At 57.1% G+C, this 26,835-nt stretch carries 14 protein-coding genes and 4 tRNA genes; 3 read left to right on the top strand and 15 right to left on the bottom strand.

Annotation, left to right across the window (positions count from 1 at the left end):
- Positions 1–12: 12 nt before the first annotated feature.
- The 7 genes from H6B30_RS08330 to rpsU form a co-directional block, all read right to left on the bottom strand.
- Positions 13–84: transfer RNA gene (locus tag H6B30_RS08330), tRNA-Thr, on the bottom strand.
- A gap of 6 nt (positions 85–90) precedes the next feature.
- Positions 91–163 (bottom strand) — tRNA-Gly (locus H6B30_RS08325).
- 18 nt (positions 164–181) lie between these two features.
- Positions 182–264, bottom strand: a tRNA-Tyr gene (locus H6B30_RS08320).
- Positions 265–351: 87 nt separating this feature from the next.
- A tRNA-Thr gene (locus H6B30_RS08315) sits at positions 352–425 on the bottom strand.
- A 100-nt stretch (positions 426–525) separates the two neighbouring features.
- Positions 526–825, bottom strand: a complete 300-nt coding sequence (hpf, locus tag H6B30_RS08310) for a ribosome hibernation-promoting factor, HPF/YfiA family (protein WP_205109502.1) — start codon at positions 823–825, stop codon at positions 526–528.
- Between the two features lie 31 nt (positions 826–856).
- Positions 857–1,741 (bottom strand): tyrosine-type recombinase/integrase, encoded by an 885-nt coding sequence (locus H6B30_RS08305; protein WP_205109500.1) that lies wholly within the window; start codon positions 1,739–1,741, stop codon positions 857–859.
- 77 nt (positions 1,742–1,818) lie between these two features.
- Positions 1,819–2,010, bottom strand: a complete 192-nt coding sequence (rpsU, locus tag H6B30_RS08300; RefSeq protein WP_205109498.1) for a 30S ribosomal protein S21 — start codon at positions 2,008–2,010, stop codon at positions 1,819–1,821.
- A 764-nt stretch (positions 2,011–2,774) separates the two neighbouring features.
- On the opposite strand from rpsU, the gene H6B30_RS08295 reads away from it, so the two are divergent.
- Positions 2,775–3,224, top strand: a complete 450-nt coding sequence (locus H6B30_RS08295; protein ID WP_205109496.1) for a cupin domain-containing protein — start codon at positions 2,775–2,777, stop codon at positions 3,222–3,224.
- A gap of 527 nt (positions 3,225–3,751) precedes the next feature.
- On the opposite strand, the gene H6B30_RS08290 is transcribed toward H6B30_RS08295, so the two are convergent.
- Both H6B30_RS08290 and H6B30_RS08285 read right to left on the bottom strand, forming a co-directional pair.
- A complete protein-coding gene (locus tag H6B30_RS08290) occupies positions 3,752–4,093 on the bottom strand; it encodes a heavy-metal-associated domain-containing protein (RefSeq protein ID WP_239483766.1) in 342 nt (113 codons plus the stop codon).
- A gap of 25 nt (positions 4,094–4,118) precedes the next feature.
- A complete protein-coding gene (locus tag H6B30_RS08285; protein WP_205109494.1) occupies positions 4,119–6,335 on the bottom strand; it encodes a TonB-dependent receptor in 2,217 nt (738 codons plus the stop codon).
- A 462-nt stretch (positions 6,336–6,797) separates the two neighbouring features.
- Here H6B30_RS08285 and H6B30_RS08280 point away from each other — a divergent pair, with 462 nt between their 5' ends.
- The gene (locus H6B30_RS08280; protein WP_205109492.1) at positions 6,798–7,313 is read left to right on the top strand and encodes a GNAT family N-acetyltransferase; all 516 of its coding nucleotides are present in this window, start codon (positions 6,798–6,800) and stop codon (positions 7,311–7,313) included.
- A gap of 259 nt (positions 7,314–7,572) precedes the next feature.
- Here H6B30_RS08280 and H6B30_RS08275 read toward each other — a convergent pair whose 3' ends face one another.
- Genes H6B30_RS08275 through H6B30_RS08260 form a run of 4 tightly spaced genes read right to left on the bottom strand, consistent with a single transcriptional unit; the run spans position 7,573 to position 17,477 of the window.
- Positions 7,573–9,318, bottom strand: coding sequence for a RagB/SusD family nutrient uptake outer membrane protein (locus H6B30_RS08275; RefSeq protein ID WP_205109490.1), 1,746 nt, complete (start codon positions 9,316–9,318; stop codon positions 7,573–7,575).
- 21 nt (positions 9,319–9,339) lie between these two features.
- Entirely contained in the window at positions 9,340–12,207 is a 2,868-nt protein-coding gene (locus H6B30_RS08270; protein WP_205109488.1) for a SusC/RagA family TonB-linked outer membrane protein, read from the bottom strand.
- Between the two features lie 59 nt (positions 12,208–12,266).
- Positions 12,267–14,285 (bottom strand): RagB/SusD family nutrient uptake outer membrane protein, encoded by a 2,019-nt coding sequence (locus H6B30_RS08265; RefSeq protein ID WP_205109486.1) that lies wholly within the window; start codon positions 14,283–14,285, stop codon positions 12,267–12,269.
- 36 nt (positions 14,286–14,321) lie between these two features.
- Positions 14,322–17,477, bottom strand: coding sequence for a SusC/RagA family TonB-linked outer membrane protein (locus H6B30_RS08260; protein WP_205109484.1), 3,156 nt, complete (start codon positions 17,475–17,477; stop codon positions 14,322–14,324).
- Positions 17,478–19,751: 2,274 nt separating this feature from the next.
- On the opposite strand from H6B30_RS08260, the gene H6B30_RS08255 reads away from it, so the two are divergent.
- Positions 19,752–20,783: a hypothetical protein gene (locus H6B30_RS08255; RefSeq protein ID WP_205109482.1), complete on the top strand. Its 1,032-nt coding sequence runs from the start codon at positions 19,752–19,754 to the stop codon at positions 20,781–20,783.
- A gap of 362 nt (positions 20,784–21,145) precedes the next feature.
- Here H6B30_RS08255 and H6B30_RS08250 read toward each other — a convergent pair whose 3' ends face one another.
- Together H6B30_RS08250 and H6B30_RS08245 are read right to left on the bottom strand one after the other, a co-directional pair.
- Entirely contained in the window at positions 21,146–23,266 is a 2,121-nt protein-coding gene (locus H6B30_RS08250; RefSeq protein WP_205109480.1) for a RagB/SusD family nutrient uptake outer membrane protein, read from the bottom strand.
- 15 nt (positions 23,267–23,281) lie between these two features.
- Complete coding sequence (locus H6B30_RS08245; protein ID WP_205109478.1) at positions 23,282–26,353, bottom strand: SusC/RagA family TonB-linked outer membrane protein; 3,072 nt, start codon at positions 26,351–26,353, stop codon at positions 23,282–23,284.
- Between the last annotated feature and the right edge of the window lie 482 nt (positions 26,354–26,835).

Here is a 26,835-nt window from a genome sequence, read left to right as displayed (position 1 = left end):
ATTTAATGCTTGAGCTGTAACTGAGAGTTGAACTCAGGACCTCTTCCTTACCAAGGAAGTGCTCTACCACTGAGCTATTACAGCGAGGTGAGCGGAAAACGGGGCTCAAACCCGCGACCCCCAGCTTGGAAGGCTAGTGCTCTATCAACTGAGCTATTTCCGCAAAAACGTTGTCTGAGAGTGGGTGGTGATGGATTCGAACCACCGAAGTCGAAAGACAGCAGATTTACAGTCTGCCCCATTTGGCCACTCTGGTAACCACCCATATTTTGTTTTTTCATTCCCATCAGGCAAACTCCTTTGCCATTGGTTTCCCTTTGCTTCTTCCTGGCTCTTGCCCGGCCTTGGTCGAGCCTCTTGTCGGATTCGAACCAACGACCCCGAGATTACAAATCACGTGCTCTGGCCAACTGAGCTAAAGAGGCGTTTCTCTGCAGCCGTCATCGTGAAGATTTCGAACCTGCTTGAAAACGGCTGCAAAGATACGCATTATTTTTCAACCGCCAAAACTTTTCGCGACTTTTTTTAATATTTCCTCAATTTTTCTTTGAATTTCTGCAGTTGAACCCTCATTGAGTCCACTCCGAGGTCGATAGACTCCTCAAAAGTGTCGCTCACTTTTTCGACGAACAAAGTGCTTCCGGGAACGGTCACCGTAAGGCTTGCTTCCTTGTTATTTGCTGTCGCGGGCTTCACCACTTTCAGTTGCACCTCTACTTTCTGTATGTCTTCGTATGTTTTTTCCAACTTGGCGACTTTCTTCTCAACAAACGCCTGAAGCTTCTCGGTAGCGTCAAAGTGAATTGACTGAATTTTAACTTCCATAATTACCTCCTATTTTTTAAAAGGTTAAAGATTATGCCCTGTCGAGGGCTTTGTTATAAACTCGTTTCAACTGCTCGAACGTGGTATGCGTATACACCTTGGTAGTTTCAAGGCTCTGGTGCCCGAGCAATTTCTGTACGCTTTCTATCCCTGCGCCGTGGTTGATCATGGCCGTGGCAAACGTGTGCCGCAGCACGTGAGGCGTGCGCTTATGCAGTGTCGAGACGCGCGAGATGTTCTTCTTCACCTCATAGCGCACCTGGTCGGCATTCATCCTCGCCCCCTTCGTGGTGACAAACAGTGCGGCCGTCGCCCGGGCAACACTCTTGTCGCGCACATTAATATAATGGCGGATGGTTTTCTCCAGCCCGGGGCCAAACGGAACCAGGCGCTGCTTGTTGCGCTTGCCCGTCACCCGGAGCTGCAGCCCCGCCAGGTCGACATCCACGTCGTCTAGGCCTATCAGCTCTGCAAGGCGGATGCCCGTCTCATAGAACACCGCCAGCACCGTGCGCGCCCTTACGTCCTTGAAGCTGTCGCCCCACATGCCTTCGCCGTCCAACAGCACATCCAGTTCCTCTTCCCTGAGAAACTGCGGCAGCGGGCGCCCCACCTTCGGGTTTTTCACCACCCGGGCGGGGTCAGACTTGACAAGACCTCTGGAAACGGCAAAACGATAAAAGGAACGCAATGCACTCAACCGTCTGCAGATTGAAGTAGCAGTGTTCCCTCTATCCATCATGCTCTCCATCCAGTCACGGATCACGTCAGAGTCTGCCGACTCCAAAGAGAGATGATTATCCAAATTTTCGACGTACGACTTAAAGGCCCTCAGGTCTTTGCCGTAGTTTTGCACCGTCAGTGCGGAAAATCCGCGCTCATAGCGCAAGTAGTCCAAAAATTGTTCTATCATCATAAAAACGCTGCACCTTACGGTTTCGGCAACGAATTTACGGAATTAAATTCAAACTACCAAATTTTCCAAGGATTTTTTTAATCCTCTGCGGCTCTGAGCTTCTGTACGTAAATGGCGTGCTCCATCTTAAGCCTCTTGATGACAGACGGTTTGTCGTACTGCTGACGCGCACGGAGTTCTTTTACGACGCCTGTCTTCTCAAACTTTCTCTTAAACTTCTTGAGGGCTTTCTCGATGTTCTCGCCTTCTTTTACTGGTACAATGATCATTTGCTTTGGTTTTAAATTTTTAATTTACACATAATTAATAAATTGCTCACCGCAAGCACCTTGCCCACGATTAGCGGGTGCAAAATTACTGCTTATTTACCAATAAACCAACTTTTTAGCCATTTTTTTTCAATTTATTTTCGCCGAACTGCCCGTTGCATCTCGCCGGGAGCCTTTTCTGGCCCGGACCGTCGCCCGTTCGACCAACGGAGGCGCGGCCATGGGGATTAGGCAACCAACAAGACCGCAGCTTCAACCCCCAACCGTAACTCCCTCTGCCAGCCACCCCGCAGCGACAAATGAAACACAGCACAGCCAGCAGGGGCGGCGCCACCCATGGCAGGGCACAACCGTGGCAACGGCGCCGCCGCCCCCGCCCTGCAGCCAGGCGGCGCTGCGCGCCGCCGGCCACGGCGACCGACGCCGCCCTCGGGCAAGCCACAGCCACGGACAGAAGTCGGGCTAAAGCGAAAAATAGATAAAGTTTTGGCAACAACAGCGGCGCAACCCGCTGTGTACCAACAATGATGGCGTGGCGGTAACAAGGTTACGCCGGGGTAACCTCTTGCACGCAAGCATGAAACAGCATAACTTTGCAGGCGGAAAGGGGCAGTGCACATGACTGGCCGGGCGGTGCCGAAACCAATGGGCCATCAGGAAAGAGACGGCTGGCGCAACACTAAGGCAACGCCCACGGCAACAGCAAAGGGCAACCTGAAAGAGAACGCAAACAAAGCAACAAACCCACTAAAAAATAAACAAACATGAAAAAGATTGAAACTATTGCAAAAGCAGACAATTTCTGTGCCATCAACCTGGGCAGGATGAGCGAACTTGGCGACTACGTGTTGGAACTCGGCCCGGAGGTGAAGATACCGGGCAAGGTGTTTGGCGGTGCGACCCTGGGGGCCACCGGGGCACAATTCTCCATGCAGTCGTTCGCCCCGGGCACCGAGACGGGTTTCCTGCACACCCACAGGGAGCACGAGGAGCTATACTTTTTCCTCGGGGGCAAGGGCGAGTTCCAAGTAGACGGGCGTGTGTTCCCCGTTGGCGAGGGCAGCGTGGTGCGCGTGGCTCCGGCCGGACGCCGCTCGGTACGCAACAACGGCAGCGAGCCGCTGGTGATGCTCTGTGTGCAATACCGCCAGGGCACGTTCACTGCCGACGACGCCAACGATGCCAGCATATTGCCCGACAAGGTTGAATGGTAAGCGCGCCGGCAAGGGGCTTTTGCGGCAACAAACACCATCAAAGCCGCCCTGCCCCACCGGCCGGTGACTACATGCCATGCGAGAAGTGCCGTTTTGGATTGCAAAACGGCACTTTTCGCATGGCAATACGGCCTGTTTCGCAATGCCAAACGGGCCGTTCTGAAAGCAAGGCCGCCACAGGCCTGAGCCCAAGGCCCGCAGGCCTGCCCGGGCAATACGCCGCAGCCGGTTTTCGGCGAACGGCCTTATGGCGCGAAAACACATGCAGGCGGCATTCTATTTTCCTTCTTTTTACACCGAAATCGCAAATGCGCCGCGCTGTCGCCGCCTTGCCTCAACCCTCTTGAATCGACGGCGGGAAAAGCCCGTATCGGCAAGGGGGCGACGGCGGCCCGGCAAGAGGGGCGGCGCAACAAGCCCCCACGGCCAGGGAAACAAGAATCCCGCAAGGGGCCATTGGCGCGGCAGCGCCTTGCCCTTTGCGGGATTTACAGTCACAGATGCCTGTCGGCATGCGCCCGGGCGGGTCACTTCGCCTTGTCACCGGCCTTATGCTTCTTGCCGGCCTTGAGCGGAGTAACCGTATACCCCATCTTCTGGATGGCGCTTTTCAGCTGTTCGGGCGATGTCTTGTCCTTGCGGTATTCAATTGTCACCGTCTTCTTGGGCAGGTCGACATCGAGCCCCGTCACGCCTTTCTCAAACGAAACGTTGTCTTCGATGCGCTTCTGGCAACTCTCGCATGTCATCGACACGAGGAAGGTAACCTTTGCCTTGTCTTTCTGGCCGCCGTTGGGCTCCTTGGCAGAAGCGGCCGACGAAGTGGCCAGCAACATGATGGCCGAAATGATTAATGTCTTTGTTGTCATTCTATTGAGTTTATTAAGTTGAACATCATAGTGGATTCGGTATGTTATACCGTATGCCACAATATAGCTTGTAGCCCATGGTAGGCCCCCAGACCATGGTAGCGTCGAAGTCGGGGCCGTAAGGGTTGGCGGCCGCCACCACGGGGTTCTTTTGCCTGTAGTCGGTCAGGTTCTCGCCGCCGGCATATATGCTCCACCGGCGGAAGCGGCGCGTCAGCTGCGCGTTGAGTATGACATACGACGGGAAGGTGGTGGCCCACAGCGGCTTGGCGGCGTCGGGCGACGGCATGCGCCCGCCCCCGTTGAACTGCACCGTCAGGTCAAACTGCCACTTCTTCAGCGGTGTCTCGTATGAGGCCGTGGCCAGGGCCTTGTACCGGCTCGTCAGCGGCTTGCGCATCAGCGTGCCGTTGTATGTCGACTTCACGTCCATCCAGCGGTAAGCGCCGAGCAGCGTCAGTCCGCGCAACAGCTCGTAGCTAGCGTCTACCTGCACAACGCTCGATGTCGACCGCCCGTCCAAGTCGTGGAAATATATGCCGTGGGCATCCTTGTCGAGGTCGACCACTACCTGCCGCTCGAAGTCGGTGTAGAACCATTCGGCGTTGACATTGAGGTTCCTGCCGCCCACGGGTATGCGCACCGAGGCGCCCACGCCGTAGTTCCATGCCGCCTCCTGGCTCAGGTCGCTGTCTATGTGCCATGTGCGGCTGCTTGCCAGCAGGTAGCTGTTTTCGGGAAAGACAAACGCGCTGCGGTAGCCCTTGCCCGCCGACGCACGAAAGTCGACCCACTTTGCAGGCGTATATTTAATGTGCGTGCGCGGCGTCACGAACCATCCGTAACGCGAGCTGCGGTCGCCGCGCAAGCCGGCCATCCACGTCAACTTGTCCGAAGGACGCCATGTATACTCGGCATAAGCCCCGCCCACGCTCTCGCTCACGTCGGCCCACTGCGGCCTGTAGGTGCTTACTACGTTGCCGCGCTGCGAGTATTTGTCCCAATTGTAGTTTAGCCCGGCCGCCAGTTTGTGGTGCCGGCCGAAGTCGCGCTCGTAAAGCAACGATGCGTAGACGTTCGACTCGTAGACGTTGTACGACTTGCCGGCGTAGCCCGACTGCTGGCCGTGGTACGACCCCGACACTATGATGGCCACGCTCTCGTTGCGCTCTTGGTTTATGATGAGCCCGTTTTTCGCGAAAGCCTCCACCCTGTTGGCGTCGTTGGATATGGCATAGGGGGCCATGGCCATGTCGCCGTGCAGCGTATGTGCCGTCTGCCCGCTCTCTCGCCTGTCGGCCAGCAGCTTGAAGCCCCACTGCGACACCAGGCGCGGCGTCTGGTAGTGCCAGCGGTTCATCAGGCTCAGCGCCTGCATCTTGGGCATGTCAAGGAATGTGTCGCCGTCGCGGTCGTGGGCCTGCTCCTCGTTGTAATAATTCAGGAACAGGGCTGTCGACAATCTCTTGTTCAGCTCTACAGCCCCCACCACATTGCCCTCATAGCGCCCTGCGCTGCTCGCAAACAGGTTGACAAACAGCGGGTCGGCCACCTTGGGCTTCTTGTATTCTATGTTTATCTGCCCCGTCACCGACTCATAGCCGTTCTTCACCGAGGCGGCGCCCTTAGACACCTGTATGCTCTGCATCCACGGCCCGGGCACATAGTCGAGCCCGTAGACCGAAGCCGCGCCGCGCAGGTTGGGGAAGTTCTCGGTGAGCATCTGCACATAGGTGCCCGCAAGCCCCAGCAACTGTATCTGCTTGGCCCCGGTCACGGCGTCGCTGTAAGCCACGTCGACCGACGGGTTGCTGACGAAACTCTCTGAAAGGTTGCAGCATGCTGCCCGCGTGAGGGCCTGCGAGGTGATGCTCTCCATCTGCATCACGCTGCTGCGGCTCCTGATGTTGCCCAGCCCGCCTGTCGAGACTACCACCTCCTTGAGCTCGGTGGCTGGCGAGAGCACCAGCACCTGTACGTCGTCGGGGCGCTCCATGGGGTGGGTAAGCGTGGCAAAGCCCACATAGCCGGCCTTGAGCTGGCGGACATCGTCAGGCACTGTAAGCTCAAAATAGCCGTCGCCATCGGCAACGGCCTTGTGGTTGCCATCGTCGTAGACCACAGCCCCGGGCAACGGAGTGCCCTCCTTGTCGAGCACATAGCCCTTGACAGTCCTGTCGGCTGCCCATACACCGGCCCCGACCATATTGAGAAAGATTATCAATGCTAAAATCTTTGTCATAAAAAAACCTCCTAAATGTTGTTATCCTGAATTTTCTGCATTACAAAACCCAAATCGCCCAATGCCTGCAGCGCCACGCCATATCATCCGTCAGGCCTGCGGCGCCATGCCCGGCGGGCCTGATCCCATCGAGACGGCCGGCTTTTGTGCGGCACCAAACAATGGGGTGTGGGGCGCAAAGATACGGAAAAATCAGCAAACGGTATCCGTTTCGCCACGAAAAATGGTGGTCGGTATGTCGCCATCATTCTCACCTATACACCTAAAACAAGCTCACGACCACCCCGATTCCGCCTCCCGGCCATGATTGGCCTGCCTGAAGCGGCAATGCGCGGGCATGGTCTGCTGCCATGTCATAGGTATGGAAGAAATGGTTTCAGACGGATTTTTTTCAGTAACTTTGCAGCGGCAAAAGCGACATTGGCACAACACAGCGGTGCCAACAACCAAGAAGACAAGACAATGGAGCATATAATAAGGAAAGCCGGCCACGCCGACAGCGAGAGGATATGGCAGATAATAACCGACGCCAAGCGGCTGATGGCCGAACGGGGCAGCACGCAGTGGACAGAGAGCTACCCCTCGACAGACGCCATTGAAGCCGACATCTGCTCGGGCCACGCCTTTGTGGCGTGCGACCGGAGGCAAGTGGCGGTGGCCTACGCCGTGATAACAACCGAGCCCGAGGCTGCCTATGCCGACATCTGCGGACGGTGGCTCACGCCCGGGCCCTATGTCACTGTTCACAGGCTGGCCGTGGCCGACGGATGGCGGGGCCGTGGACTGGCCAGGGCGCTGATGGCTCGGGCCGAACTCGAGGCGCGGTCGGTTGGGGCTACAGGCGTGCGCGTAGACACCAACCACGACAACGCCGCCATGCTGGCCCTGCTCCCGGCCATGGGCTATGAGCTGTGCGGCACCGTCAGCTACGGCCCGCGGGGCGAGCGCATAGCCTTCGAGAAGGCCGTGGCCCACTGACAGCAGCCACACGCCGGGCCTATGCCGCCCCACCACCACTATCAAACCCATATCAGGCACCATACCGCCGGGGGCGCGGTTTGCTTGCCGCCCACGGCCTTCACTGAGGGTTCGCCATGATGCCGGCATCGTGGCGGCCGCCTTGCCTCAGCGCAGCCACCAACACCATGGCCTACTCTAATGACGATTTTGGCTAAAACCAACGAGGAGGCAACGGACATCCGTTGCCTCCTCGCCATATCATGGGGTCACCCCTTGGTTACCAACCGGGATTCTGCGAGAGGTTGGGGTTCTTCATCCTCTCTGTCTGCGGTATGGGGAAGAGGTACATGCGGTCGTTCCACTGGCGCGACACGCTTGTGCGGTTGCCGGTCACGGTGCCGTCGGCGTTGAGCGTCAGCTTCATCTCGTCTATAGAGGTGAAGTATTCTGAAGCCTCCCTCCAGCGGCGCACGTCCCAGAAGCGGTGGCCCTCAAAGGCCAGCTCAACCATGCGCTCGTTCTTGTACTTGGCCCAGAAAGCGTCTGCACTGAGGTCGCCGGGCACGTTGGGCATGCCCACACGGTTGCGGGTGTAGTTCAAAGCCTCGGCGGCGCTCATCGGCAGGTCGCTCGTTGTGGCGTAGGCACTTCCGGTGTAGCGGAACATAGCCTCGGCGTAGTTGAGGTAGAACTCACCCAGGCGGAATGTGAGCCAGGTGTGGCGGTCGGCCGTATACCTGCTGTTCGAAGACAGGTCGATGGCCGTGTGGCACAGCTTCTTCACATAGTAGCCCGTAGGCGTGCCGCCCGTCAGAGGCTCAGCGTGCAGTCCGCCGTAGTATGTCTGCAGCGGGTTGGTGTTGTAGCTCGGCCACTGCACGTCGCCGTTCTTGGCAATCGTCACATAGAAGCGCGGGTCGCGGTTGTCGTAATACAGGCTGTCGGGGTCGAAGTTGTCGAGCTGGTCGGGGCGCATGCCGGCGTTGGCGCCAGATGCAAACTCGTAAGCGTCGACAAGGTTCTGCGTCGGGCAGTTGCCGCCAACGCCACCTTCAATTCCCACGGGATAGTTGTAAGACTCGAATGTGTTCGACGTTCCGCCAGTCTCGGAGCCGTAAATGCGGCGACCGAAGATAATCTCGCACATGATGTCGGGATTGTTGAAGTTGTCGGTTGCCCACAGCGACTCATAGTCGGCAGCGAGGTGCTTGCCGCGGGCCGTAGCCTCGTCGATGAGCTGCTTTGAGTAGAGGGCTGCCATGTGGTAGCGCTCCTGGTCGCCATCGGGGTTGAACAGCGGGCTTGCCCAGTAGAGGGCGGCGCGCGCCTTGAGGGCTATGACAGCCAGGCGGTCGGCACGCCCGGTCTCGTTGGCACCCATGTCCATTGCTCCCATGTCTGAATAGTCAACGATGATAGAGTCTTCGATGAAGTTGCACTCGTCGATGATGAACCGGAAAATGCTGTCGCTCGACTCCCTGGGCAGCGAGTTGGTGATGTCATAGCTCTGGTTGTGGGTCACGAGTGGCACACCGCCATACTGGCGGGCCAGCACGAAATAGAAGTAGGCGCGAGCGTAGCGGGCCTCCCACTTGTAGTTGTTGTAACGGTAGAGCTGCTGCAGGTAGTCGCTGTTGAGCTCAAGGTCGTCGAAAGTGAGGTTCTGGAAGTCGTCGAGCACCACGTTGCAGACGGCTATGCCCTCATACATGTCGTTCCAGATTGTGCTCTTCGCGTTGGTAGGGCTCCACGAGCCGTTGTAGAAGTCTTCTATTTCGTTACCCATGGTGGCATACTGCGACTCATCACTGGCCGAGCCGAGCAACGCGCCAGAGTAATACTGACCATAGTCATAGTCGAAATGGTTGTATATGTCGGTCATGAAGCCGCCCACCCTTTCGAATGTCTGGATGATTTCCTCTCTGTCCCGGAGAACGTACTCATTGTAGTCCATGCGGTCGGAGCAAGCCGTAAGAGCCATCACCCCGGCTATGCAGCCAACAAATATCTTACTCTTTTTCATGATTCTGTAGTTTAATGTTGGTTAGAATGTTAATGCCAGGCCGGCCACTATGCTCCTTGTGAGCGGGGCGCTGACGCCATAAGACTCAGGATCTGACACCTCGAGGTTGTCGATGCTGAACAGGTCGGTGCCGCGGACATAGAGCTTTGCGCCACCCAGTATGCCTGTAGCGTCCATCAACTTCTGCGGGAAGTTGTAGTAAAGCTCGATGTAGCGCAACTTCAAGAACGAGCGGTCCTCCACCCATACGGTGTTGGTCTGGTAGTTGTTGGCGTTGCTCTGCGAGCTCAGGCGCGGATACTTGGCATTGGGGTTGTCGGCCGTCCAGCGGTTGTCGTAAGCATACTGAGAGATTGTGGTGTTGTTGATGAGCGGCCAGTACATGCTCTTTGTGTTGAGCACTGCAGAGTAGCGGGCCGTCCCCTGGAACATTGCGTCGAAGCCGAGGCCGCGCCATGCTGCTCCCAGATGGAACGAGTAGTAAATCTCGGGCGCTGCATCGCTGAAGCCAATGGCCACCTGGTCGTTGGCGTCGATGACGTCGTCACCGTTCACATCCTCATACTTGATGTCGCCGGGGCGCACAGTGCTGAAAGTCTGGGTGGGGCTGTTGGCGATGTCTTGCTCATCCCTGAAGAAGCCGATGGCCTTGAGTCCGTAGATTTGGTTGAGCGGACGGCCCGTCTGTACGAGGTTGCCGTAGAGGCGCGGCTCTTCCATCTGCTCCACTATGCGGTTGTGGTTGAGCGCGAAGTTTGCGCCAACGTTCACCGTCCAGTCGCCGAAACGCTTTGCATAGTCGGCGCCGGCCTCAAATCCCCATGTCTCAACGATACCGCCGTTCTCATAAGGTGCGTCAAGTCCGATTACCTCGGTATATGCTCCCGATGCCTCCACCCAGATGTCGGTGCGCCTCTGGTAGTATGCGTCGAACGTCAGGTTAAGGCTGCCGAAGAGCGAGGCGTCAAGACCAACGTTATACTTGTAAGCCTTCTCGTGGCTCGGGTTCTCGGTGGCGAGGCGGTCGAGGTAAGTGCGTCCGAACTGCGACGTCCACGAACCCTGGAACGGATAGGTGCCTCCGCTGGTGACATACTGCTGCGTGTAGTATGTCCACACGTTGTCACCCGGCAGGTAGTCGGCATTGATTATGCCGAACGAAGCGCGCAGCTTGAGCAGGTTGACCCACTCGACATCCTTGAGGAAGTTCTCGCGCGACATTACCCATGCTGCAGAAACGGTGGGCGAGAACGACCACTTGGTGCCCGGTGCAAGGCGGCTTGAGCCGGAGCCCACGAGGGCGAGGTCGAGCCAGTAGCGGTTCTTGTAGCCATAGTGGCTCCACCACGACACATCCTGGCGGTAGATGGTGTTGTTGAGCCCGGTGGTCTCCTGATACTCATAGTCATATTTGAGCTGAGTGTAGATGGAGTGGTCGCCGAAGGTGTTGCCATAGTTCAGGCCCACGTCGAAGTGGAAGCGTGCAGCATAGGTGTTGGTCTCGGCGGCTGTGCCCATGGTCGACTCGGCAATAACGCGGTAATCGTCGGCAATGGTGGGCGCTCCGTTCTCCCATGCGCCCGGTATCTGGCTTCCGTAGTCGTATCCCTTGCTGTGGTTCTCGAATATGTTCGACGTGTTGTCGTAGCCCACACGTACCGTTCCGCCCAGTCCTTCGAGTATCGCTGACAGGTCTTGCGTAAGGGTTATGTCGGAGAATATGCTCCTTGTGTGGTTCTTGGAGTAGGCGGCGCCCACCGACTGGGCCACGGGGTTGACCGTTCCGCTCCATGTCGGGTTGCCGCCCCACAGCCCGCTCTCTGCCCTTACGGGGAAAGCAGCCGACGGGAGCGAGTAAACCATGTCCCAGATGTTGGCCGGCCCGGCAGCGGCATTGCCCGCATCGCTGGCGGCCTCGGCGTTTGCGCCTGGCGAGCTCGACTCGCTCAGCACACCGAGCAAGTTGACGCGCATCTTGGTCTTGGGCGTGAGGTCGGCGTCGAGGTTAACCCTCATGCTTCCCTTTGTATACTTGTCCTGTGTGGAATAGCCGTCGTTCTCGTTCGGGTTGGCTATGAATCCCTTGTCGGTGATGAGGTTTACCATGGTGTAGTAGCGGAAGTTCTTGCCTCCTCCGGTAAACTCCACGTTGTATTTGTTGGTCACCCCGTGGTGGCGATAGGTCTCGTCGACCCAGTTCACGTTAGGATAGAGGTAAGGGTATGTGCCGTCGCGGAATGCGCCAATCTCGTCGGCGGTGTAGCGTGCGCCCAGCCCGTCGTTGGCACGGGCCTCGTTCACGGCACTGGCATACGTGGCAGCGTCGACGAACTGAGGCCTCTTCACCATATAATTATATATATGGTCGTAGCTGAACTTCACCTCCTTGGAGTTGTACTTGCCGCGCTTTGTGGTGACGAGAATCACACCGTTGGCTCCTTTGTAGCCATAGAGAGCCACGGCTGCGGCATCTTTCAGAATCTGCACCGACTCCACCTCGCCCGGCGACACGTTGTCGATGTCGCGCTCAATGCCGTCGACGAGAATCAGCGGGGTGCTTGTTGACAGGCTCTGCAGGCCGCGGACGTAGAACGTCGGGTCGGCAGCCGAGTAAGTGCCGGAGTTCTGCAGCGACACAAGTCCAAGGCCCTGGCCGATGATGGAGTTGCCAATGTTGCGTGCGCTACGGCGGTCGGTGGTCTCAGAGGTTATCACCGACACTGCGGCTGTAGCCTCCTCGCGCGTGAAAGTCCTGTCGGCTCCCACGTCAATCTTCTGCCCGGCAAACTTTTCAGCCGCCGACAGCTCTTTTATAGAGTCGTTCTGAGCTGCCGCCGGCATGCTTGCACAGGCCAGCAACGACAGCACCAATATCTTGTTTCGTTTCATATTACTCAATTTATCTATTGAACTTCGTTAGTTGTCACATAAGTCCTTGAGTTCCCCGATTACCATCCGGGGTTCTGGATAAGCCCATAGCCCTTGTTGATTTCAGTCTGCGGGAACGGGAACAGATACCACTTGGCATCGAAGCCGGACGTCCAGGCCGTCCTTGTCCAGTTTTCGTTGAACGGGAAGCGCTCGTATTCAAAGTCGGTGGGCTCATAGAAGCCGGGGGCCGACGGGTCGTTGGCCGAAGTGCGCTTGTCGCCGTTTGTCCACATCGTGGTCACCGTATCGCGCACGCCTGTTGTCGGGTCGGTCTGCATACGCCATATTCGCAGTCCGTGCAGATGCTTCTCGAAGATGTCTGCCCTCTTGTAGCGGATGAGGTCAAAGTAGCGCTCGTTCTCGAATCCGAGCTCGCAGGCACGCTCACGGAGCAGCTCCTCGAGCAGGGCGTTCTTGTCGCCGGTCAGGTTCTTGTCGGGGTTGCACTCCACCAGTCCCCTCATTCCAACGCGCGAACGCACGAGGTCTATGTAGCGCAGGGCGCCGTCGAAGTCGTTGTCGGCCTGCAGCAATGCCTCGGCGTATGTGAGGTACATGTCAGACATGCGGATGACATCCCACTGCGGGAACTGGCGGTCGTAGCACGAACCCACCACATACTTCTTGTTGCCGAAGCCCGTTGCAAAGAATCCGTTCTCGGTTGCGGGCTGCTGGTTGGCGTCGGTTCCGCCCACCCAGTTTTCGCAAATGTCGCCCGTGGCGTTGCCGTCGGTCCAGTTGGTCTGCTGCGGCACGCCGTTGACATAAACAGTCTCATAGAGGCGCGGGTCGCGTGTGAGCACGCGGTTCTGCAGGTCTTGCAGACCCTCTACGCGGTCGCCCTTGACGAACATCGTGTCGAGGCGTCCGGCCACACTGTCCGTATTCCAGTCAAACGGTGTACCGTCGCGCCACGGGAACATCTCGACATACTCGGCCGTCGGGGTGTAGGCATAGCGGTCGTTGCGCCCGTACATGAGCGTATAGCCCTGATACTTGGAGTCGTGGGTGCTGTTGGTGACACGCACCGAGTATACAACCTCTGGGCTGGCCTGGTTGACATAGCCGTAGCGGAAGGCATAGCGGTAAGCCTCCTGGGTGTTGGCCGTAGGCATAACCATGCGGTAATAGCCGTTGGCAGCCACCTCGTTGAAGAACTGGCGGCAGGCCGTGCGGCACGAATCCCACAGGTCCTGGCGATAGCTGCCATACCAAACGAGGCTGTCGCGCTCAGCTTCGGTAGAGCCGCCATAGTAAGGCTGGTCGCTGTTGAAGAGCGGAGAGGCCGCAAACTGGAATATCTTGCACTTCAAGGCCATGGCGGCAGCCCTTGTCCATCGGCCGGTCTCTGTCTGAGCAGCCGTGCCGGTGTATGCCCAGGGCAACACGCTCGACGCCTCGTCGAGCAAGCCGGTCATGAAGCGCACGGTACGGTCAACCGACGCGCGCGGAAGGTTGTACGACCCGTCAAGGCCCGAGAACGTGCCTGTTACGATAGGCAGTCCGCCGTAGCACTTGAACATATTAAAGTATGTAGAGGCTATGAGGCACTTGCACTCGGCCGAAAGGCGGTCTTTCTCGCTCTGCTCCATGCCGGGCACACCGTCGATATTCTCGAGCAGCATGTATGCCGAGCGTATCAGCTCCCAGAAGTTCTCGGTGGTGAAGCCGTAGATGGGGCCGTCGGTGCTGGCAGTCAGCGTTCCGCCATAATAGCTGTCGAAAAGCATGGCGCCGGTATAGTGGAGCTGGTAGATGTCGGTAAGGGCATCGAGCTTGCCTTTCCAGTAGCTGGCCGACAGCGGAGAGTCGTTGGAGCTGCGGTAAGGTATGCCGTAATACTGCAGTGAGTATATGCCGGCCACAAACTGGCGGGTGTACTCAGCGTTGTGGAACACAGAGTCTTTGGTGGTGCCGCCGCTCGGAGCCTTGTCGAGGAACTCGCTGCCCACGGCAATCTCGTCGGTACACGAGCTGACGCCCGCTGCAGCAGCCACGGCTACCAATCCGCCAAATAACAACTTATGTATTTTCATAATTAAATTCCGATTTTAATGATGTTCTGCTGTGAATTAGAATCCTAACTTAAGCGACACTGTGTATGTGCGCTGCAACGGGTATGACGGAGAAGCGCTTGCCCTGGTCTCCGGGTCGCCCCAGATGTAGGGAGAAATGGTGAAGAGGTTGTAGCCGCTCAGAGCCAGCTGGAGCTGGTTGAGGCCTATGCTCCTCATGAACGGGAAGTGGAAGTCGTAAGCCACCTCGAGGGTCTTGAGGCGCAGGTACTTGGCATCCTTCTCGTAAAGTGTCGACGCTGCGTAGTTCTGCGAACCGTTGGTCTGTGTCACACGGGGATACTCGGCGTCCTGCGAAGGATTGTCCACTGTCCATGTGTGGTCGAGGTGATATTTGAGCAGACCGCCCTGGTCTGTCGTCGTACGGCCCTGGAACGGGCGCATGAACACGTCGGAGAGGTAACGCGACACGTTCCACGCGCCGGTGAACTGCATGTTTACGCTGAGGTCTTTCCACTTGAAGCCGAGGTTCAATCCGGCGATGTACTCCGGGTCGTCGGTATAGCCGTAGTCGCGGCTCATGTCGTTCTCGTTTATCACGCCGTTGCCGTCAAGGTCTACGTAAATGGCATCACCGGGCTTCAGGTTCTCGTTGGCAATGATCTGCTGCGGGAACGGCTGCCCGAACTCGCGCTCATAGTCGGCCTCGGCTCCGTCGTAATAGTATTTCCAGAAGAGATACTGGCTGCGCGAGCCAATGCGGTGGCCCTTCTGATACTGATACTCGTTGTTTAGCGGGGCTTCCTTCATCTCCTTGATTTCGTTCTGGTTGTACGAGAGGTTTACGCCAACCCAGTAACGGAAGTCCTTGCCTATCTCGTCCTGCCACTTGAGCGAGAGTTCCCAGCCCCAGCTGTCCACCTCGCCTTGGTTGGTGTAAGGCACGTCGAAGCCGATGATGCTCGGTGCCGTGCCGTCGCGGAGCAGAATGTTGGTACGATGCTCCTTATAGTAGTCGAACACGGTGCGCAGGCGGTTGTCGAACAGGTTGAGGTCGAAGCCATAGTCCTGCTTGAAGGCCTTCTCCCAAGTCACCTCAGGGTTGTTGCGCGACGACTCGAATGCGCCGGGATAGATGGTGCTGTTCTCTATACCGAACGAGTAGCCGCGTCCGCCACGGGCCCAGATGGCGCCGTTGTTTACTGTGTATGGGTCGTCGAGGTACATGAAGCGCGAGCCGCCAATCTTGTCGTTACCCACAAGACCCCACGATGCACGCAGCTTGAAGAAACTGACAACCTTAGACAGTGGCTTGAAGAACTTCTCCTCGCTCATAACCCATCCGATAGATCCTGCGGGGAACGTACCGAAGCGGTTCTCGGGCGCAAAGTTCTCCGAACCGTTGTAACCGATGTTGAACTCGGCCAGGTAGCGGTTGTTCCAGTCGTAGGTGACACGGCCCACAAGGCCCACATATCCGCGGGCGAGGTCGGGATACTCGGTCGAAGAATAATAGTATTGCTTGCTCTGGTTGTACAGCAACAGGGCGCCGATGGTGTGCATGCCGAACGAACGGTTGTAGTTGAGCGAAGCCTCGGCATACCAGTCGCGCGCCTTGCCGGTGTCGGTCGAGTAGCTCACCGGCTCGTCGCTGCCAATCTTCCTGTAGGCAATGGTGCCGTCGTCCTGCAGCACGGGGTTGTAGGTGGCCACGGCAGCCGAACCGTTCTTGAGCACGTTGTACTGGCTGTTGTACGAGCCCTTTATCTTGAACGACAGACCTTTGGTTATCATGTCGAGCTTCTGTTCGAGCTGGAGGTCCATCTGGAGCTTGTTGACCTGCGTGTTCATGAATCCGGTGCCATAGTAGCCCATGCCCGAACTGCCGGTGAACGGCAGCTGCACGTCGGAATAGTCGGTCGTGGTGGCCACAAGGCGGTCATCCACGACACCGGGGCTCGAGAACGGCGTGGCCTGGTAGGCCAGCATGATCATTCCCGATGCTCCCTGGCCCGTGTAAGGCTTGTGGGCGTTGCTCATGTTTCCGGCAATGTTGAACGACAGTGTGGTTGTGTTTGTCACGTCCATGTCAAGGTTGGCACGGTAGTTAAAACGGTTATAGGCGTAGCTGTTGTCGTATTCCTGGTTGAACTGCTGGAACAGACCGCCCTGGGTGAACACACCTGCCGAGATGAAGTAGCGCACCTTCTCGCTTCCTCCGCTGATGTTCACGTTGTGCTGTGTCTGCAGCGTGGCGTCTTTCATGATGTAGTCGGCCCACTCCGTGCTCGGGAACCTGATGGGGTCGGAGCCGGTGCGGAACTTCTCGAGCAGCTCGTCGGAGAACTGCGGCGTACCTCCGTCGTTCTCTCTCATCATGTTGTGGAAGAGGGCGTATTCGTAGCTCGATGCCTGCTCAACCATCTTTGTAGGCATCAGGAGGCTGAACGAGGTCGAACCGCTGATGCGCGCCTTTCCCTCCTTGCCTCGCTTGGTAGTGATGAGAACCACGCCGTTGGCGCCTCGCACACCGAACACAGCCGTTGCCGATGCGTCCTTGAGCACGGTGATGCTCTCGATTTCGTTGGGGTCGATGTCGCTCATCGAGCGCTCCACACCGTCAACCTGTATGAGCGGGGCGGAGTCTTCCCATGTAGCCTGTCCGCGCACGAACACCGTGGCGGCGTCCGAGCCCGGCTCACCTGAGTACTGCACCGTGGTCACACCCGAGAGCTGTCCGGCAAGCACGTTGTTTACCGAGCTGACCGGCGTGCGCACGATTTCTTCGCCCTTGATGCTGGAGAGCGCTCCCGTCACGGTCACTTTCTTCTGGGTACCGTAGGCAACGACCTCAACGCCCTGCAAGACGTTTGAGTTCTCCTCGAGCACCACCTTCATGCCGTTCTTCGCGCTCACCACCGCGGGCTTGTATCCCACGAAAGTGATTCTCAACTTCGTGCCGGGAGCCACTTTCAGTGAAAACTTTCCGTCGAAGTCTGTAACTGTTCCCTGGGTGGTCTTGCCGCCCTCAATGATGACACTGGCGCCGATAACGGTCTCGCCATTCTGGTCGACTACCGTGCCGCTAATCATACCCTGCCGTTGCACGGCCTGCACTTCGGCCGAGGCGGGAGCAAGGCCCGACGGATGGAATCCGCACAATAGGGCGACAGGCAGCAGCCACCATCTTTTCAGTAACTTATTGTCAGCCATCTTAGTAGTATAAATTTAGTAAAACAAAGATTTTATTTCATTCTTTTTGTGAGATGCGCCATATAGCCCCCCAGGCATCGACGGCCGGCACTCACAGCCCGCGAAACGGGCATAACGCATTCAAGCATAACTCTTACGGCGGCTCGGCGGCTCTGGCCGCAGTCCGCATGTTCATTTTCGTATAACCGATAAGCATTGCATTTATCATCTTAGGCGTTTGTTACATTTCAGGCGTTGGCACTCCGGGTGCCGGTTTTCTGACAGTGCGTAGTCAAACAGCTGTCTGCAAAGTTAAACATTCCGTTCACATATCTTAGTAGATAAATCATCGAAAAAGCTACCTTCATTACAGTTTTTAGTCATTACAGTCAAACCGAAGCAGCATCAAACTCCCAACCCGCGGGTTGCCGACATTGAGAACTGCAACAACGGCATTTCCGACACAATACGGAACATGGCCTGCAGGCTGCCCCGACGCGCAATGTTTCACTGCAAAGTGGCCGGTACACACACCTGCTCTTTTCGCAAACAAAGGTAGAAAAATAATAAAAGTTATTTTTTCCGCTACCGTTAAAAAAGCCTAACAAGTCATGGTTTTAACATACCAACGAAACATCTGCGCAACAGTGATTGCATTGCTGCTGCAGGATACGGGCGCTGCAGCACACCGACAAAGAGAAAGCAAAACAACAAAAAATAATGAAACGGAGACAGCAATTCACGCCATTTAACATCAATTGTTTACAACAACAGCCCACCCAATGACTCTTGGCAACAGTGACGCGGACAATTTAAGCTACAGGCGGCAACGCCCCTACCCCGGCCCAACTGAACCACAGGCTGGGGAAACGGCCCGGTGACACCCCGAAAACAGAATAAAATAAAAGCAACAGCCATAAAACCGGCAGTCCGGTCGAAGCCATACTGTGGCACAGCCCATCCATGACATTATCTGTAGCTGTTGAATAATTGATTGTCATCAGGTTGTGGGCAGTTCGGAGAATGTTTCTTGGAGCCCGAAGAGAGAGGGGATCTGGCTACACGAGCGCAGGGTCACAGGGAGTCAACACGGAAGGGCGTGAAAGATGATGGAAAAGATAATATACCACAATAAGTAGGTGTTCAAAATTAATTGCCATCATTTTGTGCGCTATTTCGGAGATGCATGCCAAAGTATGAAGAGGGAGCGTAGCGGGCTACGCTCCCGATGAGACTTTGGCATGCGGCCCGAAAGAGCACACAAGATGGTGGCAAAGATATAGAGGACACATGCAAGGGCAATTGTATCGGTTAATCTTGAACAGCTGCTTAATATGGTTTGGCATCGGTTGACTTGCAACAGCTACTTTTATTAATGAACATGCGCATCCTGCAAAATGCGGGGGTTGGCTGTTGGTTGAAGCAGTTATTTGGCTGCCGGAAGCTGTTGTCTCTCGCCGCGCTCGCCCATATTGTTTGCATACATCATCCATCAAAGCAGTTGCCGGCAAACTCCCCGCCGCCGCAATGACGCCAAACTCCCGCCAACTGCCTATAACTACTTGCCAACTTACTGACATTCATATGGTATTATAATAGGTGGCGCTTGTCGCAGCACGGCCTGAAAGCCCTGACGCCCCGAGGGCCGTTTAGGCCGCACAGGCATGCCGGCATAGCAACATGGCGCCCCAGCATGCCAGGACAACAGGCAGAGGCATTGGCAGAAAAATGTTTACCCTAACCCCAGCCCTACCGATACCGCAGCGCAAAACGGCCCGAAACGCACCACAATACGGGCCGTTCGGCCGTGAAAAACGACCCGTATCGCAACGGGCAACGGGCAACGCCGCAAAAGCCTGTGGGCCACGACGTTGCGGCGCCACACCGAAACGGACATGCCGAGAAATAATGTTTACACCTCGAACGTTAGTTTTTTCAACCCATAACCATTAAAATTTACCGATAAAAATGCTATTTTTGTGGAATAACAATATCAATATTCCACCATAGCCACGCAAGTGCGCCACCACCGGCCGGCTTGTGGCAAAAGCACGGCAAACGAACTGACGAAACAAAATCACCCTATTAACCACAAAGAATCATGAGAGCCATCGACTTTTACAAGCCTCGCGCTGTCACCGCAACAGCCACAGACGGCCACGCCACAGCAGGACGGAGCCACCGGCAACACAAGGACGGCCTCTACGGCACAGGCGGGCTACCGGCCATCCACACGCCAACAATTGCGTGAGGCACGCCAACCATAACATAATAACGACTAAAAACAACAGCAACATGAAAGGAAAACGAAACACAGCGGCAAGGCTGGCAGCGGCAATGACGATTGCCCTGGCGGCCACGGCATGCAGCAATGACGGCAATGCCCCCGCGCTCACCGACCCGCAGGAGATGTGCAACCCCAAACTTGTAGGCTATTCACAGCAAGTGACCGTGAACGGCACCGACACCTACAGTTGCATGGTGGAGTTTGCGAAGAATGCAGACGACACCACGAAGATGGACATGAAGATAGTTGGCATAAGCCCCGACAAGACGGAGTGGAACGCCACCGTGACTACCGTTCCGGCCGAGGGCTGCGTGAGGTTCGCGGGAACCGACAGCACAGACAACTACCGCCTCAGCGTGGAAGGCACATGGACGCCTCCGGCCAACGGCGAGACGTATGCCACGGTGAGGGCAGCCTGCAGGATAGAGAGGCGCGGCAGCTTCCCGGCACTGGGCCGCAAGCTCACGTTCCCGTTCACCGACGGATGGGCCAATACCTACGTCAGCGGGATGGACGAGGTGGAATATGAGGGTCAGAAGTACAGCGCAAGCATGGCCGTAGACAGTGCCATGACTTACATAGCGCGCCAACTGGCACGCGACTACGAGGCCCTGGAACTGTGCTTCAACCAAGACGGCACGCTCACGGTGGGGCTGATGGGGCACGGCGCTCTCCAGGCCGAACCGTGGATGACGTTCAAGTACTGGCTCGACGGCAACACAGTGACAGTAGAGATAGACGACGAACAGGCAGCGAAAGTGGAAAACGACTGGTTTGGCGAGATGTACGCCCTGTGGTGGGAGCCCTTGTTTGCCGGCAGCTACGGGCGCAACACCCTCGTGCTGAAGTTCAACCAGCAGCGCGACTATATGTCGATGCTGCTATGCGGCCACGACTTCTCGGCCGCCATGCGCATGTACTCAAAGGGCAACGGCACACGGATGGCCGACCCACGGGGCAGCAAGTGGGTGAAAATAGCGGCCAGGGCCATGAACGACGACTGGATTGTGACATGCAAATCTGAGCCATTGGCCAATTGAGTTTGCCATCAGCCGCCGCACCAAAGGCCGCAATGGGGTTTGCGGCCCAGGCCCGGGCTACAGCCTACATTCACGTCAACGCCATCCGACGGGCTTGGGATGCAACGGCCCGGATGCAACAGAGACGGCCCGCCACAGCGTGTGTGGCGGGCCGTCTTGCCTGTCAGGCCGGGCTGAGAAGCTGTCTGTTTACATTTTTAAGTAGTTGTTGTCGGCGCCGCCCCGGGTGGCCCTGCAGCCATGGCCGCACGCCCGCCTTGCGGCAAACCGGCCGTGCACCCGGCCAGGCAGCCAATCCGGCCTCGAATTCCGGCCCCGGCAGGCAGCGGAATGTATAGCAACAGCCTCCGAAAGCCAATGGCTCAATATCCCGGGTTCTGCATTTTCTCCTTCTCTTCCTTGCTCAGCGAAGCCCCGCCCGCATTGGTTATGCCGTCGAGGAACGACTGCGGTATGGGACGGTAATAGTGCTTGGCAGGGTCGAACTTGCCTATGCCCCGCTGCGAGCCGTCGTTGAACGCATTCCAGCGGGCCTCGAGCGTCTTGGTGCGGGCCAGGTCTTCCCAACGCTGGCTCTCGCCGATGAGCTCGCGGGTGCGCTCGTTGAGCAGGAAGCACATCATCTTCTCTGCGTCGGTGTTGCACTTCAGGGCCTCGTATATGGGCTTGTCGGCCTCGGAGTTCAATATGTCGGCCACGCTGCCCAGGTGCATCCGGCCCTTTGTCGAGGCTGTGGTCACGGGTATGTTGTTTGACTCGAAGTAGGTGTTCTCGTCGGTATAGATGGCACCCTCGGCCGAGAATCCGCCGCCTTTGTTGGCACAAACGGGGTTTTTCTTGTATGCCTGGCCTCCGTCGCGACTCACCGAGCGGTCTTCACCCTCGGCATATCCGGCGCGGTCGCGCACCATGTTGAGATATACTATGGCCTTGTCGTAATCGCCCTTGCGTATGTATGCCTCGGCCACCATCAGCACGTCGTCGGCCGAACGGGCAATGATGGCGTCGCGGGTTCCAAACTGCGAGGCAACGGAGTTGCGCGCGCCGTCGCGGAACTTAGACAGTGCCACGCCGCGGTTGTGGGGATAGATGGTGTAGTAGTTGCCCGAGTGGGTGGTGTTGTCACGGGCCGTGTTCCACTGGAAAGGCTGGCCCGCATAGTAGCGCACAAACGTGTGCTCGGGGCAAACCTTGCCGTCTTTGAGCACGTAATCCTCCGACTTGGTCTCACGTCCGTCCTTGTCGTGACCCGGAGTGAAGCGCGGGTCGCCCGGATTGTTTACTATATACTTGAGCCCTATCTGCCCTCCGACAAACCGATGCTCGCCGGCCTTGGCTTCGGCAGGATACTCGCCGGGGTTCCTGGCCATGGCATCGGCATCCCACTTCGGGGCGCCGTTGGTGTAGTTGCAGCCGTACTTGGTGACAAACGACTTCCAGAAACGAGAGTCGTTGACGCGGTCGAACACCTGCATGGCATACTCGGTGGCACTGACATAGCTGAACTCGCGGTCGCCGGAGATGTCGCGCTTCATGCCGGCCAGGTTCTGGTAAACCGACGGGAAGCACAGGTGCATCTGGTTGCCGAAGCGCCCCCAGGAGTCGCTGTTGTCCGAGAACTGGGCCGCCAAGACCACTTCGGCCACCTTCTCGTTGGCCCCGTCGGGCTCGGTGTAATCCCAAAGCTCCTGGAAGTTGGCGCACAACGGGTGGGCCTTTATCACCTCGTCGCCATACCTTATGACCGCTGCCAGGTCGGCATCTTTATAGGGGGCGTTCCAAGAGTCGTGCAGCTCGGAAGCGCGGAACAGGTGGGCCTTGGCCAGGAAGTGGGCCGCAGCCGACTTGGTGAGCCGGCCCAGCTGGTTGTCCTCGGGCTTTTCGGGCAGCAAGCTGTACGCCCGCTCAAAGTCGGATATTATCTGTGCGAAGCATTCCTCCTCGGTGTTGCGCGTGTAGGTGTAGTTTATCTTGCCGTTGCTCGGCTCGAGCTTGAGTGGAACGCCGCCAAACTGCTTTACCAACTCAAAGTAGGCGTAGGCCCGGAAGAAGTAGCCCTCGCCCAGGCGCCAGCCATACTTGTCGCTGCCCTTGCTGTAGTAGCGCTCCACGTTCTGTATCAATATGTTTGCAGGCTCTATGGTTCCGTACATGTTGTCCCACAAAGGCTGGTTCGACGACGTCTCTCCCGAGTTCAGGTCTGAGCCATAGTGGTTCCATGCGGCCATGTCGTTGTTGCCGCCCGTGAACTCGTCGATGCCCATGTTGTACATGTTGTAGCCCCAGACATAGTTGAACTTGAACTTCAGCTTCTGGTATGTGCCCGTGGCCAAGTCGTTGAGCCCCGCCTCGGTATTGAAGTATGCGGTGCCCTTTTCCGTTATCAACTCCTCGTCGAGGAACGATTCGCTGCACGACGTCACGGCTGTTCCCAATGTCGCCCCCACAAGGATGGACGCGAAGAATATCTTGTTTGTTTTCATTATGAATCTTCTTTTTTAGAATCCGATGTTTAATCCGATGACCCAACTCCTTATCGTTGTGCCCGACCCATAGGTCGTTGTGTTGTTGTCATAGCTCATGAGGTCGGTGTCGAGCCACTTGCATTTCTTGTAGATGGTGAAGGGGTTCATGGCCTGAACGTACACCTTGAGGTTGCTCATGCCGAGCTTTCCCGCGATGGCCTTGGGGAAGGTGTAGCCCAGCGAGATGTTGCGCATCTTGATGTACGAGCCGTCTTGGTAGTTCATCGAGCTCGAGTAGGCATCGGCCGACTGCCCGTTTGAGCCGGGCGAATAGTACTCTGCATCCTCATTGGCGCCCTTTACCCAGTAGTCAAGGTCGCGCATGGCATACATGCCGCCCAGGGTTTCGGCTCCCTTGGGCACTGTAAACTTCCACCGGGCGTATATGAAGAACGACAGTTCAAAGCTCTTGTAGCTCAACGTGTTGTGCCATCCGCCCGACCACCGTGGCCTTACCTTGCCAACAATCTCCCTGTCGTTGGCGTCAATCTTGCCGTTGTTGTCGGTGTCTTTCACCTTTATCTGGCCGGGCTTGCGTCCGTACTTGGCCGCCTCTTCGGCCTCCGACGACTTCCAGATGCCGTCGTAGACGTAGTCATAGTACACGCCTATCTCCTCGCCGACAAAGAGACGGTCGTTCACATTCTCCTCGACGCCGTTGTTAAGCTTGTCTACCCGGTTGCGGTCGATGGTCCATGTGAGGCTGGTATTCCACGTAAAGTCTTTCGTCTTCACCGGTATGGCGTTCAGCTGCAGGTCGACGCCCCAGCCGGATGTCTCGCCCACGTTGGCGAAAGTGCTGACATAACCCGACAGCGACGGTATGGTCGTGGCCAGTATCAGGTCGGTGGTCTTGTTGTGGTAGTAGTCTACGGTACCGCTGATGCGGTTTCCTATGAACCCGAAGTCGAGTCCTACGTTCCACTGCCGTGTCTTTTCCCAGCCGAGGTCGAGGTTGGCCATCTTGTTTGGGTTCTTTGCCGATGCGTCGGAAGGCAGGTATCCCACCGACGTCGACTCGCCCCAGGTGTACACGTTTGACTGCACGGCGCCCTGCGTGGCGTATGCCGACACGGCATAGTTGCCCGAAACGCCATAGCCCAGGCGCAGCTTCAGGTTGCTCACCCACTCGGCCTTCTGCATGAAACGCTCTTCGGTGACGCGCCATCCGAGTGCCACCGACGGGAACGACGCCCACTTGTGGCCGGGGGCCAGCTGCGATGCGCCGTCGGAGCGCACACTGGCGGTCAGCATATACTTGTCGGCATAGGTGTAGTTGATGCGCGCCATGTATGAAGCCAGCTGCGTCTCGGTAAGTCCGGTGGTATACTGCAGGGGCTTGCTCAGCGAGCTCGTGTTCCACCAAAGCTCGTCGGCGCTGGCCACGTTGGCCTTGATGTTGCCGTTCTCATAGTGGTACTTGGAAGCGCTCTGCAACAGGGTTATGCCTATGCGGTGGTTGTCGGCAACGGTCTTGTTGTAATAAATGAGGTTGTCGAGCGTCCAGGCCACCTTGTTCGACGGATTATACTGGGCCACGTTGTTGCCGTCGCCGTTGATGCCCTCGGCCGCGTTGGCAATGCCCAGACGGTAGTATTGGAACTCGGGGCCGAACTGCAGGCGGTATGACAGTCCGTCGAGTGGCGCCCACACCTTGCCGAAGTCTACCTGCGCATAGGCGCTGCCATTGATGCGGAAGTCGTTGCGCTTGTTGGTGTTGTACCTCAACTCGTCGATGGGGTTGATGATGTTTACGTTGTACGACCACGGGTTGCGTATGTATTTCCCGTCGGAATCGTATGGCACCGTCCATGGAATCATGCCGTTCAACGCCGAATAGTAATCGCCGGCGCCTGTCACCGACTTGCTGTAGTTGTAGCCGTAGTCCTGCACGCCGTACGAAGCGTTCATGGTGAAGCCCAGGCGCAACGGGTCGACAGGGTTGGCCTCGAACGACGTGTTGAGCGTGTAGCGCTGGTATTTCTGCCCCGGCTGCACCCCCTTCTGGCCCAGGTAGCCGAAAGAGCCATACCCCTTGAACTTGTCGGTGCCGCCCGATGCGCTCAGCGTGTGCTCGTTGGTGACGCCCGTCTGCTTGCCGTGCGAAGTCCAATCGTACGAGCCCACCAGCTCGGGATGGTACTTGCCGTCTACCCATGCCTTATCGATGTTGGCCCAGCTTGCCGGCTCTCCGCCAAACAATTTCTGGTCGCTGGCATAGTCGGGGGCAAACTCCGAGTTGGGGTCGCCGTAGCCGCCATAGTTGTAGGCCGCACGGCGGGCATAGTCCAACCACTGGCGGGCGTCCATCATCCTGGTCACGTCGTGCAGCGTAGATATGGTCACGGCACCCGAATAGTTGAGTGTCACCTCACCGGCCTTGCCCTTCTTGGTGGTGACAAGCACCACGCCATTGGCTCCGCGGGCACCATATATGGCCGTGGCCGAGGCGTCTTTGAGCACCTCGATGCTCTCGATGTCCTGGGGGTTGATGTTTTCAATGCCGCCGTTTTGTATGATCATGCCGTCGACCACATACAGCGGGGCGCTGCTTGCTCCGATGGAACGCTGGCCGCGGATGGTGATGCGGCCCACCGTGCCGGGGCGTTGCGAGTTGGTGATGTCCACGCCGGCCGTCTTGCCCTGCATGCCCTCAAGGGCGTCTTTCACCGGCATGGCCGTCAGCGACTTGGAGTCCAGATGCACCAGGGCGCCCGTGACGTCGCTCTTGCGCTGCACTCCGTAGCCCACAACGACAACCTCGTCGAGGGCCTTGTTGTCTTCCTGAAGCGTCACCCTGATGTCTGTCTTGCCCGCTGTGCTCACCCTCTGAGGGATGTAACCGACGTAGGACACTTCGATGACGGCGTCCTTGGCCACACGCGGCAGGGTGAATCCGCCGTTGAGGTCGGTGACCGCGCCGTTTGCCGTGCCCACAACCTTTACCGTGGCGCCTATCACCGGCTCGCCGGAATTGTCGACCACAAAACCTTTCACAGTCCTTACTTGCTCCGCTATTGCTGTGGCAGCGCCAACCTGACCCATCCCCAAGGGTGGGAAAGCTAAGGCTGAACATAACAAAACGGCAGGCAGGGCAGTGTGTTTTGAAAACAAATCTTTACCCATTTTTAGTTCGTTTTAAGTTAATTTACTATTGGCGTTAATTGGTTTTTGCTTGAATAGCTCTTGCAAAGTTATGCCTTTTAAATGTGGTATGCACTAAATTATTTGACGTTTGTCTGCATTATTTGTCCGATAATACACAAAACAAGAGTTTTGGTAGATATTATTTCGGAATAAGAACTACTGAAACAGTATTTAAAAACTGCCACATTATTTAACCCAAACCGTATATATGAACTTAAGCCAACGCCTTGCCGACTGCCGTGCACATGGGCCTGCCTGCTTGCGCAGAGCCCACGGGCCACCACTGGCCATGCCGCAAAGGCAGATGTCGGCTAAGGGAATCGGCTGTTGTGGGGGCGGGCTGACGCCAGGGGGCAAACGGCTGTCTCTTATACACATCT

This window comes from Marseilla massiliensis, from assembly GCF_016899955.1.
Classification (GTDB): Bacteria; Bacteroidota; Bacteroidia; order Bacteroidales; family Bacteroidaceae; genus Prevotella; species Prevotella intestinigallinarum.
Note: the sequence above shows the minus strand (reverse complement) of the source record. Positions and strands in the feature narration are given on the sequence as shown.